This window comes from Sphaerisporangium corydalis, assembly GCF_025506355.1.
GTDB classification, from domain to species: Bacteria; Actinomycetota; Actinomycetes; order Streptosporangiales; family Streptosporangiaceae; genus Sphaerisporangium; species Sphaerisporangium corydalis.
In genome coordinates, this window is the sequence record NZ_JANZYP010000066.1 from 42,162 (window position 1) to 58,512 (window position 16,351).

The following is a 16,351-nucleotide window of genomic DNA, read 5'->3' on the forward strand; positions in this document are numbered from 1 at the left end:
CGCCGGGAGCACGCCTAACCCGAAGTGAGAGTAGTGAGTCACTCCACAGTGGAAGGTAAGAATTCGGTTAGCGCGCTGTTCCCCAAACCCCCGTATTTATGGTCTAGACGTCAGGAGACCGGGGGAAAGTTGCCCCGTTTTCGCATTAATTCGCTGAGTAATCGATCGCTCACGAACAAGATCCGGATTTATCGCTGTACCTACTGGTATGTACAATCGGACGATGGACACCATGGAGCGCCTGATCCGGAGCACTCAGGAGCTGCTCTGGGAGCGCGGGTACGTGGGCACCAGCCCCAAGGCGATCCAGCGCCGGGCCGAGGCCGGGCAGGGCAGCATGTACCACCACTTCGACGGCAAGCCGGGCCTGGCGCTCGCGGCCGTACGGCGGAGCGCCGGGGAACTGCGGGCCGAGGCGGAGGCGCGGTTCTCCGCGCCCGGCACGGCGATCGAGCGGATCACGGCCTACCTGCTGCGCGAGCGCGAGGTGCTGCGCGGCTGCCCGATCGGGCGGCTGGCCCAGGACCCCGACATCGTCGCAAGCGAGGAGCTCCGCCGCCCGCTGGAGGAGACGTTCGCGTGGCTGCGCGGCCGGCTCGCCGGGGTGCTCGCCGAGGGGCGGGCGCGTGGCGAGCTCTCCGACGGGCTGGTGCCCGAGGAGGTGGCCGCCACCATCGTGGCCGTCCTCCAGGGAGGGTACGTGGTGGCCCGCGCGGCCGGTTCCGCGGAACCGTTCGACCAGGCGGTCGGCGGTCTCCTCGCGTTACTCCGCGCCCACGTCACCCTCTCCTGACCATTCGGGCCCGCCCCGCCGATATCCGGCCGCCCCTCCGGAATTCGCCTACATGCCCATATATCGGACTCTGAGTGGAGAGTGGGAAATGCAGGTCATGCAGTATGAAATAACGCTGCCCGCCGATTACGACATGGGAGTGATCCGGCATCGGGTCGCGACCAGAGGACCGGCGCTCGACGCCTTTCCCGGGCTCGGCCTCAAGGCGTACGTGATCCGCGAGCGCGGCGTCGACGGCTCGCCGGTCAACCAGTACGCCCCGTTCTACCTGTGGACCTCCCCGAGGGGGATGAACGCCTTCCTGTGGGGCGACGGGTTCCGCGGGCTCAGCGCCGACTTCGGGCGCCCCGCCGTCCGTCAGTGGACCGGCCTCGCCTTCGAGCGCGGCCCCGCCTTCGAGCAAGGACCCGGCTTCGAGCGCGGCCCCGGCTTCGGGGCGGCCCCGCGCGCCGCGTCCCGCTCGGCCGAGCGCGTCCCGCCCGGGACCGACCCGGCCGCCGCCGTCGAGCGCGCGGCCGACCGGCTGAAGGAGCTGGCCGCGACCCCCGGCGTCCACTCCACGGCGCTCGCGATCGACACCCACGCCTGGGAACTCGTCCATTTCACCCTCTGGGCGGACGCCGCACCCGACACCGCCCCCGACCGCTACACCGTCCTCCACCTCTCGGCCCCCGGCGCGGCCACCCTCGAAACGGGCCGGCACTGGTGACCCCCAGCGGTCGCACGAAGATGCCGATGTGAGCCCGAGCGGCTTACATGAGCGGCCCGAGCGGTCAGAAGAGGGTGTCGGTGCGTTCGATGCCGCGCAGGGCGTCGTAGTCGAGGGTGACGCAGCCGATGCCGCGGTCGACGGCGAGCACCCGCGCCTGCGGCCTGATCTCCTGGGCGGCGAAGACGCCCCTGACCGGCGCGAGGTGGGTGTCGCGGTTCAGCAGTTCGAGGTAGCGCGTGAGCTGCTCGACGCCGTCGATGTCGCCCCGCCGCTTGATCTCGATGGCGATGGTGGCGCCGAGGTGGTCGCGGCAGAGGATGTCCACCGGCCCGATCGCCGTGGGGTACTCCCGGCGGATCAGCGTCCAGCCCTCACCGAGGGTGTGGATGTGCTCGGCCAGCAGCTCCTGGAGGTGGGCCTCCACGCCGTCCTTCTGGAGCCCCGGGTCGACGCCCAGCTCGTGTGAGGAGTCGTGCAGGACCTCCTCGACCGTCAGGATCAGCCGCTCGCCCGTCTTGCCGTGCGTGACCGTCCAGGTGCCCCCGTCCTCGCGGAGCCGGCACGGAGGGTTCATCCAGTTGAGCGGCTTGAACGCCCGGTCATCAGCATGAATCGACACCGAGCCGTCCGCTTTTATCAGGATAAGTCGAGGCGCCATCGGCAGGTGTGCCGTGAGCCGTCCCACGTAATCCACGCTGCATCGCGCGATGACCAGCCGCATGAGCGCCAACCCTACCGTCCGCCCCGGCGCGGCCGGGCGGCCTTCGAGGGGTGGGGAGGGCGGGGGAGGATGTGCGGGGGATGCCGACGGGGCGTTTTGGGGTGGTGGTGTGCTCTCTGGGAGACTGGGGCGGGCAACGGGGGACAGGGAGGGCATGATGGCACGCGAGTTCGGGACCGTCGGGGTCGTCGGTCTCGGCACCATGGGTGCCGGCATCGCCGAGGTGTTCGCCCGCGCCGGGCTCGGCGTGGTCGGCGTCGAGGCGGACAAGGCGGCGCTCGCGCGCGGCCGCGACCACATGCGCACGTCCCTGGACCGGGCCGTGAGCCGGGGCAGGGCGACCGAGGCCGAACGCGACGAGGCGCTCGGGCGGGTGCGGTTCACCGGCTCCCTGGACGACCTGCGGGACGCGGACCTGGTCGTCGAGGCGATCCCCGAGATCATGGACCTCAAGAGCGCCCTGTTCGCCGACCTCGACCGGATCTGCGGGCCCGGGACCGTGCTCGCGACGAACACCTCCTCCCTGTCGGTCACCGCCATCGCGGCCACGACGACCCGGCCGGGCCGGGTCGTCGGCATGCACTTCTTCAACCCCGCCCCGGTGATGAGGCTGGTCGAGGTCGTGGGCACCGTCGTCACCGAGGACGGGCTGACCGGCGCGGTCGCCGCGCTCGCCCGGCGGCTCGGCAGGACCCCGGTGACCGTGGGGGACCGGGCGGGTTTCGTGGTCAACCGCCTGCTGCTGGCCTACCTCAACCACGCCGCGACGCTGCTGGAGCTCGGCGTCGCCTCCCAGGACGGCATCGACGTCGCGATGCGGCAGGGCGCGGGGCTGCCGATGGGCCCGTTCGCCCTGCTCGACCTGATCGGCCTGGACACCTCCGCCGAGATCTGCGAGGTGTTGTTCCAGGAGACCCGCGACCGCGTCCACGCGCCGGCCCCCATCCTGCGCGAGCTGGTCGCCGGTGGGCTGCTCGGACGCAAGAGCGGGAAGGGGTTCGCCGCCCGCAGGGAGGCGGGCACCGGCGCCGTCCCCGCGCCGGCGAGCAAGCTGCGCGTGGCGTCGGTCCACGTCATGGGCGAGGGCGCCGAAGAGCTGTCGGCCCGGCTGACCGCCGCAGGGTTCAAGGCGGGCGACCCGCGCGAGGCGGACGTCGTGATCTCGCTGTCCCGCGCGCCCGTCGTCGGGCACGCCGTGCGGCTGCCGCGTCCCGAGCGCCTCGTCGGGCTCCACCTGGCGGGCGAGGTGGCCGAGATCGTCTCCACGGTGCTGACCGCGCCCGAGGCGGCGCTGGCCGTGCAGGACCTGATCAAGGTGCTGGGCCTCACGCCGGTGCCGTGCGCGGACCGCGCCGGGTACGTGGTCGAGGCGCTGACCTACCCCTACCTCAACGACGCCGTGCGCATGTACGACTCCGGGTACGCCTCGATGGAGGACATCGACACCGCGATGCGGCTCGGCTGCGGTTACCCCGCCGGGCCGTTCGAGACGCTCGACACCCTGGGCCTGGCGGTCGTGCGCGACGGCCTGCGCGCCCTGTACGACGAGTACCGCGAGCCGTCATTCGCTCCCGCCCCGCTGCTCGACCGCCTGGTGGCCGTCGGGGTGACGAGCATCCGGGACAGGTGACGGAAGAACACCGGAGACGTTGGCGTTCCTGCCGTTATGAGCCCCCGCCGCGCCCGCCGACTGGACCCTTCCGACAAGGGCCGGCGTGGCGATCCCCGGCGCGGTGAGCCCGGCCGTCCGCTGGAGGGCGTCCTTCGGGGCATGGAGCGGGTGGAGGACTGGCCGGACGGCGAGTGGAAGGTGCGGAGGGTCTCCGGCGCGGGCACGGACAAGCTCTACCGGTGCCCCGGCTGCGACCACGAGATCCGCCCCGGCCTGCCGCACGTGGTCACCTGGCCCAACTGGACGGGCGGCGAGGACGAGCGGCGCCACTGGCACACGGCCTGCTGGGCCAAGCGGGCCGACCGGGGCCCCGGCCGCTCCCGGTACTGAACCGCCCACGCCTGACCGCCCGTACGCAGGACCGCTCGACGTCACCGATCCGTACGTACCGCTGGACCGCCCACGAGAGACCGCTACCTGAGGAGCCGGCATTGGAGATTCGCTCGTCGACGGTTCTGCCCGCCCTGCGGGAGGACATCGAACTGCACACGGCCGACGGCCTGACGCTGGTGGGGGAGCTGGCGCTGCCCCCGGAGGGGCGCCCGGCCGCCACGCTGATCTGCCTGCACCCGCTTCCCACGGCCGAGGGCATGATGGACAGTCACGTGCTGCGCAAGGCGTCCTACCGGCTGCCCGCGCTCGCCGGGATCGCGGTGCTGCGCTTCAACACCCGGGGGACCACCTCGGACCGGGGGACCTCCGAGGGCGCCTTCGACGGCGGGGAGTCCGAGCGGTTCGACGTGGCCGCCGCGCTGGAGTACGCCGAGTTCCACGACCTGCCGGCTCCGTGGCTGCTCGGGTGGTCGTTCGGCACCGAGCTGGCGCTGAAGTGGGGGCGTGACCCGCTCGTCCAGGGGGCGATCCTGCTGTCGCCGCCGCTGAGCCGGGCCACCGACGCCGACCTGGACGCCTGGGCGGAGTTCGGCCGCCCGCTGGTCGCGCTGGTCCCGGAGTTCGACGACTATCTGCGGCCGGAGGAGGCGCGGCGGCGGTTCGCCCGGGTCCCTGCGGCGGAGGTGGTGGGCGTGGACAACGCCAAGCACCTGTGGGTGGGCGAGCCGTACGTGCGCATCGTGCTCGACGAGATCGTCAAGCACGTCAACCCGGCCGCGTACCCGCTGCCCACCGAGGCGTGACCGCCCGCCTCGGCCAAGGCATGTACGCCGGGCCGCCGATCCCCATAGAATCTCGTTCGGTCTAGCGAGGAGGCTGCCGTGCAGGCGTTCGATCTTTCCGGCCGGAACGCGTTCGTCACCGGGGCGTCGCGGGGCATCGGCCGCGCCATCGCCCTCGCCTACGCCGAGGCCGGTGCCGACGTCGCGCTCGTGGCGCGGTCACCGGAGACGCTGGCCGAGGTCACCAAGGAGATCGAGGCGCTCGGCCGCCGCGCGTACCCGATCCCCTGCGACCTGACCGACCGGGACGCGGCGGGCGCGTCCGTCCTGCGGGCCATCGAGCTCATGGGCCATCTGGACATCGTCGTGAACAACGCAGGCGGTTCCAACTTCATCGTGCCCTTCAAGGACCTGCGCCTGTCGGGCTGGGACAAGCTCATGAAGCTCAACCTCGACTCCGCGATGGCGGTGTGCCACGCCGTCGCGCCGCACCTGCTGGAGCGCGGGTCGGGTTCGGTGATCAACGTGGCGTCGGTCGCCGCCCTGGGCGCGCCCTTCATGGCCCCGTACGCCGCCGCCAAGGCGGGCCTGGTCGCGCTCACCAAGTCGCTGGCACTGGAGTGGGCGGGGAACGGCGTCCGCGTCAACGCGCTGTGCCCCGGCTGGACCGCCACCGACCTGAACCGCAGCCTGTGGGAGGACGAGGGCGCCAGCCAGGCCACCATCGCGTCGGTCCCCATGGGCCGCTGGGGCACCGCCGAGGAGATGGCCCATCCGGCGGTCTTCCTCGCCGGCTCCGCCTCCGCCTACATGACCGGCCAGGTCCTCTTCATCGACGGAGGCGTCACCACGACGTGACCCCGGGCCCGGCCCGTCAGAGCCGGGCCTGCCGGGGGAGCAGCACCTCGCGGACGATGAGCGCCACCGCCGCCGCCACCGGGATGGCCAGCAGCGCGCCGACCGCGCCGAGCAGCGCGCCGCCGAACAGGGCGGCGATCACCGACATCGCGGGCGCGACGTTCACCGAGCGGCTCATGACCCTGGGGTAGATCACGTAGTTCTCGACCTGCTGGTAGACCACGAAGAAGATGGCGCAGGCGATGCCGAGCGGCACGGACTGCAGGAGGCCGACGGCGGTCACCAGCACCGCGCCGACCGTGGCGCCGACCAGCGGGATCAGGTCGGTGACCGCGATGACCAGCGCGAGCGCGAGCGCGTACTTGGCGCCGGCGATCGTCAGGAAGAGCCACGACAGGCCGCCCGCGATCACCGAGATCAGCACGTTGCCCGCGACGTACCCGCCGATCCCGGTGAGGATCTGGTCGCCGATGGCCCGCGTGCGCGTGCGGCGGGTGGCGGGCACCACCAGCAGCAGGTACTCCTTGATCACCGGTAGCGACCCGAGGAAGTAGAGCGTCAGCACCAGCAGCGTGAACCCGGAGAAGAACGCGTCGAGGACCACGGCGCCCGCGCCGAGGATGCCCCCGGCGACGGTCGCGCCCAGGCCGCCGCTGGTGATGTAGGTCTGGACGTTGGCCAGGATCTTGTAGTCGGCGTCGAGCTGCTTGATCGTCGGGTTGGCCAGCAGGCTCTGGACGTACCCCGGCACGGCGCCGACGAAGTCGCTGGTCTCCTGGCTGACCGGCGGGACGATCGCGAAGCCGAACAGCACGAACATCGCGATCACGCCGAGGAAGACGATGGAGATCGCCCAGCGCCGGTTCATCCCGCGCCTCTGCAGCGCCTCCACGACGGGGTTGAGGCCGACGGCGAGGAACGCGGCGACCACGATCAGCACGATCACGCCGCGCGAGCTGACCAGCGCCTGGGCCAGCGCCCACGCGGTGAGCACGCCGAGCGCCGCCGTCAGCCCCCACAGGAACGGGCCCCGCGTCAGCGGCTTGCCCGGCTCGCCGAACGGCTGCTCGGTGTCCTCTTCCTTGCCGGACGTCGCGGCGTCCCTGCGGTGGGCGGGCAGGACGTCGGTCACCTCACCGGCGCCGGGGAGACCCGCGGGCCCGCCGCCGGCTCTGCGCTGGGTGGCTCGCGGGGACACCGCGTCCGCGACGGAATCGGGCACGTCTGCTCCTTGGGGGGCGGGAGGCCGGCGGCGGCGTGACAGGCGAGGGCCCGGGCGCGCCGGTCCGGTGGAACGGGCGGAGAACACAGGAGAGCCTAGCGACCATGGTGATCGCCAGGCTCTCCCGGTAGCCGTCCCTATCGCCCCTGAACTGGTGAGGTGCCTACTCCTGCCACCACTCGGACTCGTCCTCGGCCGGTGCGGCGGCGCGCTGCGGCGCCGGCGCCGGGCTGGGCCGCTCCTCCCGCACCGAAGGCGTGGCCGCGAGGGCCGGCTTCGGCGGGGCGGCGGCGACCGCCGGAGCCTCGTCCATGCCCGGCAGCGCCGCGCCGCCGAGCAGCTGGCGCAGCTGGGCGAGGTGGCTGGTGATGCTGTCGCGCTGGCGGGTCAGCTCGTCCACCTGGCGCTGGGCGACGGTCCTGTTGCGCTCGGCGTCGGACTTGGCGTCCGAGACGATGGACTCGGCGCTGGCCTTGGCCTCGGCGACGAACTGGTCGGCGTTCTTGCGCGCGTTCGCCAGGAGCTGCTTGGCGTGGGTGTCGGCCTCGCGGCGGCTCTGCTCGGCCTGCTGGGTGGCCTTGGTCGCCCGCTGCTCGGCGGTGGCGGCACGCTGCTCGGCCTCGGCGACCAGCTTCTGCGTGGCGGCCTGCGCCGTGGCGTGACGCTCGGACTCCTGGCGCTCGGCCTCCTCGCGGCGGGCGGCGAGCTGGATCTCGAACTCGGCCTCGTCCTGGGCCCGCTTGGCCTCGGACTCCTCCAGGACGCGCTGGGCCTGGGCCCGCATCTCGTCGGCCTGCCGCTTGGCGGTGGTCAGCACCTCGTCGCGCTCGCGCTTGGTGGAGGCACGGAGCTGGGCCACCTCGCGCTCGGTGGTGGTGCGCAGCTTGGCGATCTCGCGCTCGGCGTCCGCGCGCTTCTCGGCGACCTCGTGGTCGGCCGTGGCGCGGAGCTTGGAGACCTCGCGCTCGGTGGTGGAGGTCAGCTCGTCGGCCTCGCGCTTGGCGGTCGAGCGGATCTCCTCGGCCTCGCGCTCGGCCATCGTGCGCATCTCGTCGGTCTCACGAGTGGCGAGGGCGCGCTTCTCGGCGGCCTCGTTCTCCGCGGCGGCCCGCACGTCCGCCGCGTCCACCTTCGCCGCGGCCTTGATCTCGTTGGCCTCGGACCTGGCGGCCTGGACCAGTTCGGTGGCCTGCTCCTCCGCCAGACGCAGCAACTGCTCGATGCGGGCACCTAGACCGGAGTAGGTCGGGCGCTCCTGCTCCTGCAACTGGCGCTGCGAGTCGGAGAGCTCCCGTTGCAAGGCGGAGAGCTGCTCGCGGGTCTGGCGCAGGTCGGTGTCGAGCTGCTTCAAGTGGTCGTGGACCTGGTGCCGGTCGAAGCCACGGAGAACCACGTCGAATTCCCGCGTGGGGGTGTCTTCAAAGAAATTGTTCAGCTGGGCGTCGATGTCGGACTGCATGAGGCTCGATCCTGGGTTGTCGAGACGGCTACACGGGCCGGACGGGGGGCGGACATCCGAGGCGGGGATCCGCTTCCAAATGGTCGCGCTCGCGCGGGCACTCGACTAGCAGGGGCTCGCTGCGGCTCGCCCCTAGATCCTTGTGCTCGGCTCGCCCGTCCATGGCGGGATCCACGTCCGGATGGTAGGCCAGCGTACTCCGGTGTTGCCGAAATGGAGGTCCCGTCCGACTTTCTGCGAGAGTTGTTACGAATTAGCCATTTTTGAGTTTCGTCTGCTCGGGCCGGGGCGCCGGGCTCTCCACCAGCTCTGTCAGGACTCCTCCCACGTCTTTCGGATGGAGAAACGCGATTGAGGTGCCCATCGCTCCGTGGCGGGGGTGTTCATCGACCAATCTCACCCCCGCGCCGCCCATCGCCGCCATCGCCTTGGTGACATCCGTCACTCCGTAGGCGACGTGATGCAGGCCCTCGCCCCGCTTCGCCAGGAACTTCCCCACCGGCGTGTCGGGGCCCGTGGGCTCCAGGAGCTGGATGTAGGAACCGCCGCCCTCGCCGTCGGCGACGTGCAGCATGGCCTCCTTCACCCCCTGCTCCTCGTTGACCTCCTGGCTGACGACCGTCACCCCGAAGGCCGCCCGGTAGAAGGCGATCTTCTCCTCGAGGTTCTCGCAGGCTATGCCCACATGGTCGATTCTCAGCAGCATGCGTGTCCTCCGCTCTCGTGGCACCGCGGGGCTTCGGGGATCCCTCTCCGAAACCGCGTGGTCCGTCCTGGGTATGGTGGCAAAGTCGCCGACGACCCCATCATGGAGGCCCTGGTGCCCAGTTCTCCCGCCGTCCCGGCCGGCAGGCCGCGATCCGTCATCGTCGCCGGGGCCCGCACCCCCATCGGCCGCCTGCTCGGCTCCCTGTCCGGCCTGTCCGCCGTCGAGCTCGGCGGCCTGGCGATCAAGGCCGCCCTGGATCGCTCCGGCGTCGCGCCGGACCTGGTCGAGTACGTGATCATGGGTCAGGTCATCCAGGCCGGCGCCGGCCAGATCCCGTCGCGGCAGGCCGCCGTGAAGGCGGGCATCCCCATGAGCGTGCCGTCGCTCACCATCAACAAGGTGTGCCTGTCGGGCCTCGACGCCATCGCCCTGGCCGACCAGCTCATCCGCGCCGGGGAGTTCGACATCGTGGTGGCGGGCGGCATGGAGTCCATGACCAACGCCCCCCACCTGCTGCCGGGGCTGCGCAAGGGCGTGAAGTACGGCGGAGCCGACATCATCGACTCGATGGCCTTCGACGGGCTCACGGATGTATTCGACCAGGTATCGATGGGGGAGTCCACCGAGCGGTACAACGGCCGCCTCGGGCTGGAGCGCGCCGAGCAGGACGCCTTCTCCGCCAGGTCCCACCAGCTCGCCGCCGCCGCGGCCAAGGACGGCCGGTTCGACGACGAGATCGTCCCGGTGTCCCTGCCCCAGCGCAAGGGCGACCCCATCGTGTTCACCACCGACGAGGGCGTACGGGGCGACACCACCGTGGAGACGCTGGGCAGGCTGCGTCCCGCGTTCGCCAAGGACGGCACGATCACCGCGGGGTCGGCGTCCCAGATCTCCGACGGGGCCTGCGCGGTCGTCGTCATGTCCCGGGCCAAGGCCGAGGAGCTGGGGATCTCCTGGCTCGCCGAGATCGGGGCCCACGGGAACGTGGCGGGCCCGGACAACTCCCTGCAGTCCCAGCCGGCCAACGCGATCTTCCAGGCCCTCGGCAAGCAGGGCCTGACCGTGGGCGACCTCGACCTGATCGAGATCAACGAGGCGTTCGCGGCGGTCGTCCTGCAGTCGTCCAAGGAGCTGGGCGTGCCCGAGGACAAGGTGAACGTCAACGGCGGCGGCATCGCGCTCGGCCACCCCATCGGCGCTTCGGGTGCGCGGCTGGTCCTGACGCTCGCCCACGAGCTGCGGCGGCGTGGCGGCGGCACCGGCGCGGCGGGCTTGTGCGGCGGCGGTGGCCAGGGCGACGCCCTGATCATCACCGTCCCCGCCCCCTGACCACCGGGACGTTCCCCGACCGCCTGGGCGGTTCCTGACCTGGGTGTCCGCCGGGCCCCGGCCGCCGGCGGGCGCGGGCCTGGCTGTGATCATCAGTACGAATCACATTGATGTGTATAAATCGTGATTTGCACGTCGGGGATGAATGGTGTTCATGCCGTTATTTCCGGCCTGTTCCTGGCGAACGCCAGCCGGAGTCTTTAGCATCGTTCATCGTGGCGGAACGGGCGGATGGCCGTGGGCGGCGGCGGTTCCGGGGCACGGCCTCCCCTACGGTCGACGGCGAGTCGTGCCCCGATGTGGATATCAGCGTTGAATGGGGTAATTCACCGCAGTTCCTGCTCGCCTCTCCGGGAAAGGCGCCGGGCGGCCTTTTCTGGATCGTCACCGACGCCGACGAAGCCGACGTCCACCCCCACGATCCCGCCGGCCCTGGTCCCGGCCCCTCCGCCGACTTCGGCGTGACGGTGCGTCTTGGGCCGGCGCAGGCGCCCGTGGCCTGGCCGATCTGGTGGGCGAGCGTGGTGAGCCCGATGGGGGACCGCTTCGACCTGCCGCGGGAGGCCCGCACCGGCGTGGCCGAGATCACCGTGCGCGGGGACGTCCTGTACGGGTCCGTCCGGTTCTCCGGCGTGGCCCTCGACGGGAGCCCGGCCTGCTACGAGGCCGTCCTCCGCGGCCACCGGGCCCCCGGCGACGAGTCCGCCGACCCGCCCGCGTCGACGCTTCCGGCACCTGGCGGCGACCTCCCGGGCTTCCCTGTCCAGGTCAGCGACCGGTTCGCGCCCGCAGGAAGACAGGACGCGGGGCCGGGGCCTGTGATCAGCAGGGTGAACGCGCTCGACGAGCAGGTGTCCCTGGACTTCGCCGCCGGCCGGTTCGACGCGCTCCTCGACCACCTGGGGGAGGCCGTCGGCCTGCGCAGGGAACTGGGCGTCGGCGCGACGGCGACCGCCGCGTGGGGCCGGTTCCTGGCCGGAGTCCGCGACTCGCTGGCCACCGACCAGGAGGTGCTCGCCGCCATCGCGGCACGCGGGCACCTCGGTTCCGTCATCGCCCCGGCCGCCGCCGCGATCGCGTCCGCCGCCGGGCGGCTCCGCCACCTCGACCCCGAACCCCCCGGCCTGACCGAACTGGCCGCCGGCGTCCGCGAGGCGGCCGGGATCCTCACCGGCCTCGCGGCCCGCCTCCGCGGGCTGGAGGCGGACCGGGAGCGATGGACCACGCGGGACGTCGCCGAGGCCGGCCTCGTGCTGACGGCGAAGGACACGGCCGTCGCGCTGACCGGGTCCGCCACGCGGCTGGAGCACCATCGGGACCACCTGCGCGCCCTCGACCCCGTCGGGCACGCGCGCCGCACCCAGGAGGCCAACCGGTCGGCACTGGCCCGGATGACGCGCTACGTCGAGCTGTGGCGGGCGCGTGCCGCGACCGACTGGGACAAGATCCTCACGATGGAGCGTGCCAGGCCGCTGCACGGCCGCCTGGTCGGCGCCTTCCTCGACCTCGGGGGCGCGCGGGACGCGCTGGCCGCCTCCGAGATGGCCCGCGCCCGCGCGTACGCCGACCTGATGACCGGACGGCGTACCGCGCCCGTGCTCACCCCCGCGCGGATGTCCGCCCTGCTGGGCGAGTACGGCGGGCCGCTCGTGGAGTACTTCCTGCACCGGGACCGGCTGATCATCTTCGTGGTCGCGCAGGACGGGACGCTGCGTACCGCCGACCAGAGGGTGGACGGCGGCGCGCTACTGGTCCGGATCGACGAGCTGCACGAGCACCTCAGGGCCGAGCGGGTCGACGGGCCCCGGCTGAACGGGCTGCTGCGCGAACTGGGCGCGGTCCTGTGGGATCCGGTGGCCCGGTGGCTGCCCGCCGACCCGGAGACCGCGCTGGCGGTGGTGCCCCACGAGGCGCTGCTGCGCGTGCCGTTCCACGCGCTGGCCGGCGCGGACGGACGGCGCCTCGCCGAACGCCACACCACGACGGTGCTCCCCGCCGCCTCCATTCTCCCCACCCTGCTGTCCCGCCGCACCCACATGCCGTCCTCACCGCCGCCGGCCCCGCCCGTCCCGGCGCATCGGATGGCGGGCGGTCCTGGCCGGTCAGGTGAGCCGGTCCGGCCGGTGCCGAGGATCTGTGCTCTGGTCGATCCCGAGCCCATGCCGGACGGGCTGCCCGCGCTGCGCACCCTGCGTACGCGCTTCGGCCTGGTCAGCGACCTGTTCCCGGGCGCCGAGGTGCACATCGGCGACGCGGCGACCGAGACGGCCATGGTCGAGGGCGCGGCCCGCCGTCCCTCGGTGCTGTGCCTGGCCACGCACGCCGAGGCGCTGCCGGACGATCCGATGGGCTCCTTCGTCGCGCTCGCGTCCGGCAGGCTCACGGCCGCGGCCGTGCACGAACTGGACCTGCCGGCGCGGCTCGTCGTCCTGGCCGCCTGCGAGACCGGTGCCGGGCGGGTGACCGGCGACGGGGTCATCGGGCTGAGCCGGGCCTTCCTCGCGGCCGGGCCGCTCGCCGTGCTCATGACGCTGTGGCCCGTGCGGGAGCGCGACAGTCTCCACCTGCTGCGGCGCTTCCACGATCTGCACCTGAACTCCGGCCTCGGCACGGCGGGGGCGCTGCGCGCCGCGCACCTCTCGCTGCTCGCCGAACGACCGGACGACCCGCAGCGCTGGGCCGCCTTCACCCTGTTCGGCCTGGCCGATTGAACGAACCCGGAGGTGTGGCGTGACCGTCCTCGACCACGAGCTGGACACCCGGTCGGAAGAACCCGGAGTGCGGCGACCTCGACCTCGACCTCGATCCGCGGGCCACCTCGCGACCGTCCCGGGCCACGACGCCGTGACCTGGCCGGGGCGCCGGGATGGGGCGGTCCGGCCGAGCGGGGCCGGGGGTGTGGTGTGAACGCTTTCGGTTTCGAGGTGGCGGCCCGGCTCGACCTGGTCGCCGAGGAGTCCCTCCAGGGTGCCGGCACGCGGCTCACCCGCGAGGCCGGGGTCCTGCTCGGCCGGCCCCTGGTCGTCCCGGTGCGGCCCGAGGACCTGCCGCCCGAGGTGTCGGCCGCGCGGGGCGCCGGCCGGTGGACCTACACGCAGCTTCGGTTCCCGTTCGACCTGGAAGAGGCCGAACCCGGCCTGAGCTACGTGGAGGCCGTGTTCCAGGTCGCACTGGACGACAGCGACGTGGTGGCGCGGCGGCTCTCCCTCGTCCACAACGACGACCCTGCCCCGGTGGAGGCGGACACCGTCACGACGTTCGGGGACGGCCGTGACGACTTCCGCTGGCGGATGCGGCCGGAGCCCGGGGGCGCGCTCGCGGAGGGCGGCCGCGCGGCGCGGGTCCTGCTGGAGGTGCCCCAGCGGGCCACCTCCCTGACCGGGACGATCGGGGTGTCGGCCCGGCTGCGGGACACCGAACTGGGCATCGAGGTCCCGGTGCGGGTCAGGGAACCGCGCCGCTTCACCCTCGACCTCACCGACGGCACCTTCACCTCCGTCCCGGTGGCCCACCGGCGGTCCCCGGAGTCCTCTCCGGCGATCGCGGGGCCGCACTTCGACGACTTCCCGGCGGGCCTGGAGGCGGCACCGGGCACCCTGCCGCCGCACCTGGCCGCCTCCCCACCGGCCCTGGTCCGTGCGGAACGTGTGAACGAGGACGTGCGGCGGATGTTCGTCACCGCCGACGTCGAGGGGTACGGCAAGCGGGACCCCGCCGAGCAGAAACGGGCGCAGAGCGTGCTGGTGCGCGTGATGGACGGGGCGTTGAACGCCGCCCACGTCTACCCGCGCGAGGAGGACCACCAGCAGCAGGGCGACGGTCACCTGATCGTCATGCCCCCCGCGATCGACGAGCCGAGGGTGATCCGCTGGTTCCTGCGTGAGCTGGCCAGCGAGCTGGCCGTGGCCAACCAGCACGTCCGGCCGGAGTACGAGGTGCGGCTGCGGGTCGCGCTGGACGAGGACATGGTCTTTCCGGCGGTCAACGGCTTCGGCGGGGAAGGGGTCGTGCGGGCCCACCGGCTGCGGGGGGGGGGCCGGGCCCCCGCCGGCCGCGGCCCGGGGGGGGGGCCCCGCCACGGGGCCCCCGGGCCGCCCGCCGGGGCCGCGCCGCCGGCGGCCCGGGCCGCGCCCCGCGGCCACTTCATCGTGATCGTCTCGGAGCGGTTCTACCTGAGTTCGGTGCGTCCCGCCTTCGCCGGGGAGCCGGAGTGGCGGTTCACCGAGGCCACGGCCACCGTCGCCGACAAGGGGTTCTCCGAGCCCTGCCGCCTGCACATCCCGGACAGGTAGCTCGGCGTCATCGGGAGGAGACGGGTGTCAGGGGGCGGGGTAGATGTCGAGGGGGGCGGTGAGGAGCAGGGCGGGCGCGGACAGCAGGTCGTCGAGGTTCGCGCCGGTCATCTTGGGCGTCCAGGACGCGTGCATGACGGCCGGGCCGCCGGCCAGGTCGATGTCACCGCTGATCTCGGTGTCCACGGGCTTCCCCGCCAGGTCCAGCCCGACGTCGAGCCAGAACGTGACCGTGTCGCCGTTCCGCAGCCAGGAGCCGGTGCCCGCCCGCAGGTCCGTGCGGCTCGCCATGGTGGAGAACGAGAGCCGCCCGTCCTTCTCGGCCCGCCAGACGCCGCCGGCGAGCCAGCCGGCCATGACGCCCTTCCACTCGGCCGGCCCCGACCGCTGGGTGATCGAGGTCAGGGCGGTGATCCGCATTTCGGCGGGCAGCGCCTGGCCGGTCCACGGACGGTCGTCGGCCAGGCCGGTCCGCTCGGGAGCCCGCGCCGACGCGGATGGTGGCGGTGGCGTCGTGGGGGCGGGGGAGGAGGTGGGGAGGGCCGGCGGTGGTGTGTCCTGCTCGACGGCCGTCAGTCCGCCGGTGATGAGCAGGCCCGGGATGAGCGCCGTCACCAGGTACGGCGCGAACCGCTGGCGTGCGGCGCGCGCCGGTGTCCAGATCCGCGCCCACAGCGGCGCGAGGAGCGGCCAGTTGACCAGCAGGACGATCATCTCGACCAGGGTCGCCTGCGCGGACACGAGGTCGGCCCGCAGGCCGCCGCCCACCAAGCCGAGCGTCTCGGGGAACGAGGTCCCGTTCAGCAGGTGCGCGAGCACCTGGAAGATCGCGATGGCGCCGATCCTGCCACGGCGAGGGCGAGCAGGATCACACTCCATACCCGGACGAACCACCCGAACGGGCTGGCCAGGCCGACGATCAGGTGGTCACCCTGCCTCAGGTGGGCGACCTCGTGCAGCAGGACGGCCTGGGCGGCCTCCCGGTCGTCGTGCCACAGGCGCAGCAACGGGGGGTGGACGGCGATGCGGGCCCGCCGCGGGCCGGCCGGGTATACGCGCGCCATCCGGTCGCTCCGCTCGCCCAGCCGCAGCTCGACGGCGGAGGCGTACCGCCGCGCGTACGCCGACATCTCCTCGACCACCGGGTCCTGGCTCGGCTCCAGGTGGTGCCGCCGCTCGGCCCAGCGCCCGCGCGCGCCCGGGAACAGGACGCCGGCGATGCCGGCGAGGAGCAGGGCGGCGGGGAAGAGTTCGAGCAGGCCCGCTCCGGTGAGGATGGTCATGGCCGCGCGCCGCGCGCCGCCCGCCAGGTACGTGACCAGGACGGCCAGGCCGTCGGCGTCGGCCTGGACGTCCGCCAGCAGGCCGGGCACCGAGGGAGCGGCGACGCCGAGGAAGTAGAACCAGAGCCAGGGCGGAAGCATCCACCCGGCGGAGTCACCCCCCACCGCGACCCCGCCCCCGCCCCC

15 protein-coding genes are annotated in these 16,351 nt (G+C 72.9%); 9 read left to right on the top strand and 6 right to left on the bottom strand.

The features are described 5' to 3' along the window. Positions 1-223 precede the first annotated feature (223 nt). Together NYZ98_RS33365 and NYZ98_RS33370 are read left to right on the top strand one after the other, a co-directional pair. Positions 224-793 carry a TetR/AcrR family transcriptional regulator gene (locus NYZ98_RS33365; RefSeq protein WP_262847707.1) on the top strand — a complete coding sequence of 190 codons (570 nt, stop codon included), beginning with the start codon at positions 224-226 and terminating at the stop codon, positions 791-793. 88 nt (positions 794-881) lie between these two features. Next, complete coding sequence (locus NYZ98_RS33370; protein WP_262847709.1) at positions 882-1,502, top strand: DUF4865 family protein; 621 nt, start codon at positions 882-884, stop codon at positions 1,500-1,502. Positions 1,503-1,566: 64 nt separating this feature from the next. On the opposite strand, the gene nucS is transcribed toward NYZ98_RS33370, so the two are convergent. Further along, positions 1,567-2,226, bottom strand: coding sequence for an endonuclease NucS (gene nucS, locus NYZ98_RS33375; RefSeq protein WP_262847711.1), 660 nt, complete (start codon positions 2,224-2,226; stop codon positions 1,567-1,569). Between the two features lie 157 nt (positions 2,227-2,383). Here nucS and NYZ98_RS33380 point away from each other — a divergent pair, with 157 nt between their 5' ends. The 4 genes from NYZ98_RS33380 to NYZ98_RS33395 all read left to right on the top strand — a co-directional run bounded on the left by NYZ98_RS33380 (position 2,384) and on the right by NYZ98_RS33395 (position 5,871). After that, positions 2,384-3,856 (top strand): 3-hydroxyacyl-CoA dehydrogenase, encoded by a 1,473-nt coding sequence (locus tag NYZ98_RS33380; protein ID WP_262847713.1) that lies wholly within the window; start codon positions 2,384-2,386, stop codon positions 3,854-3,856. Between the two features lie 141 nt (positions 3,857-3,997). Continuing rightward, positions 3,998-4,228, top strand: a complete 231-nt coding sequence (locus tag NYZ98_RS33385) for an ATP/GTP-binding protein (protein WP_262847715.1) — start codon at positions 3,998-4,000, stop codon at positions 4,226-4,228. A 101-nt stretch (positions 4,229-4,329) separates the two neighbouring features. Beyond that, the gene (locus tag NYZ98_RS33390; protein ID WP_262847717.1) at positions 4,330-5,034 is read left to right on the top strand and encodes an alpha/beta hydrolase; all 705 of its coding nucleotides are present in this window, start codon (positions 4,330-4,332) and stop codon (positions 5,032-5,034) included. A gap of 78 nt (positions 5,035-5,112) precedes the next feature. Continuing rightward, positions 5,113-5,871 (top strand): SDR family NAD(P)-dependent oxidoreductase, encoded by a 759-nt coding sequence (locus tag NYZ98_RS33395; protein ID WP_262847719.1) that lies wholly within the window; start codon positions 5,113-5,115, stop codon positions 5,869-5,871. 16 nt (positions 5,872-5,887) lie between these two features. Here the strand turns inward: NYZ98_RS33395 and NYZ98_RS33400 are convergent, their stop codons facing one another. From NYZ98_RS33400 to mce, 3 genes are all read right to left on the bottom strand, one after another. Beyond that, positions 5,888-7,093 carry an AI-2E family transporter gene (locus NYZ98_RS33400; RefSeq protein WP_262847721.1) on the bottom strand — a complete coding sequence of 402 codons (1,206 nt, stop codon included), beginning with the start codon at positions 7,091-7,093 and terminating at the stop codon, positions 5,888-5,890. 163 nt (positions 7,094-7,256) lie between these two features. After that, positions 7,257-8,552, bottom strand: coding sequence for a DivIVA domain-containing protein (locus NYZ98_RS33405; protein WP_262847723.1), 1,296 nt, complete (start codon positions 8,550-8,552; stop codon positions 7,257-7,259). Between the two features lie 253 nt (positions 8,553-8,805). Then, positions 8,806-9,258 (bottom strand): methylmalonyl-CoA epimerase, encoded by a 453-nt coding sequence (mce, locus tag NYZ98_RS33410; protein ID WP_262847726.1) that lies wholly within the window; start codon positions 9,256-9,258, stop codon positions 8,806-8,808. A 114-nt stretch (positions 9,259-9,372) separates the two neighbouring features. Here mce and NYZ98_RS33415 point away from each other — a divergent pair, with 114 nt between their 5' ends. From NYZ98_RS33415 to NYZ98_RS33425, 3 genes are all read left to right on the top strand, one after another. After that, positions 9,373-10,590, top strand: a complete 1,218-nt coding sequence (locus NYZ98_RS33415; RefSeq protein WP_262847728.1) for an acetyl-CoA C-acetyltransferase — start codon at positions 9,373-9,375, stop codon at positions 10,588-10,590. Between the two features lie 299 nt (positions 10,591-10,889). Further along, entirely contained in the window at positions 10,890-13,301 is a 2,412-nt protein-coding gene (locus tag NYZ98_RS33420) for a CHAT domain-containing protein (protein ID WP_262847730.1), read from the top strand. A 192-nt stretch (positions 13,302-13,493) separates the two neighbouring features. Next, entirely contained in the window at positions 13,494-14,882 is a 1,389-nt protein-coding gene (locus tag NYZ98_RS33425; protein ID WP_262847732.1) for a hypothetical protein, read from the top strand. A 27-nt stretch (positions 14,883-14,909) separates the two neighbouring features. Here the strand turns inward: NYZ98_RS33425 and NYZ98_RS33430 are convergent, their stop codons facing one another. Both NYZ98_RS33430 and NYZ98_RS33435 read right to left on the bottom strand, forming a co-directional pair. Next, the gene (locus NYZ98_RS33430; RefSeq protein ID WP_262847737.1) at positions 14,910-15,701 is read right to left on the bottom strand and encodes a hypothetical protein; all 792 of its coding nucleotides are present in this window, start codon (positions 15,699-15,701) and stop codon (positions 14,910-14,912) included. Next, on the bottom strand, positions 15,683-16,351 hold a 669-nt coding region (locus NYZ98_RS33435), incomplete at its 5' end, for a M48 family metalloprotease (protein ID WP_262847743.1). The genes NYZ98_RS33435 and NYZ98_RS33430, both read right to left, overlap by 19 nt.

Bases quoted from the DNA above. Each gene is read 5' to 3' on its own strand.
- nucS (WP_262847711.1), bottom strand. From the start codon at position 2,226: ATGCGGCTGGTCATCGCGCGATGCAGCGTGGATTACGTGGGACGGCTC.
- NYZ98_RS33385 (WP_262847715.1), top strand. From the start codon at position 3,998: ATGGAGCGGGTGGAGGACTGGCCGGACGGCGAGTGGAAGGTGCGGAGG.
- NYZ98_RS33365 (WP_262847707.1), top strand. From the start codon at position 224: ATGGACACCATGGAGCGCCTGATCCGGAGCACTCAGGAGCTGCTCTGG.
- NYZ98_RS33370 (WP_262847709.1), top strand. From the start codon at position 882: ATGCAGGTCATGCAGTATGAAATAACGCTGCCCGCCGATTACGACATG.
- NYZ98_RS33405 (WP_262847723.1), bottom strand. From the start codon at position 8,552: ATGCAGTCCGACATCGACGCCCAGCTGAACAATTTCTTTGAAGACACC.
- mce (WP_262847726.1), bottom strand. From the start codon at position 9,258: ATGCTGCTGAGAATCGACCATGTGGGCATAGCCTGCGAGAACCTCGAG.
- NYZ98_RS33380 (WP_262847713.1), top strand. From the start codon at position 2,384: ATGGCACGCGAGTTCGGGACCGTCGGGGTCGTCGGTCTCGGCACCATG.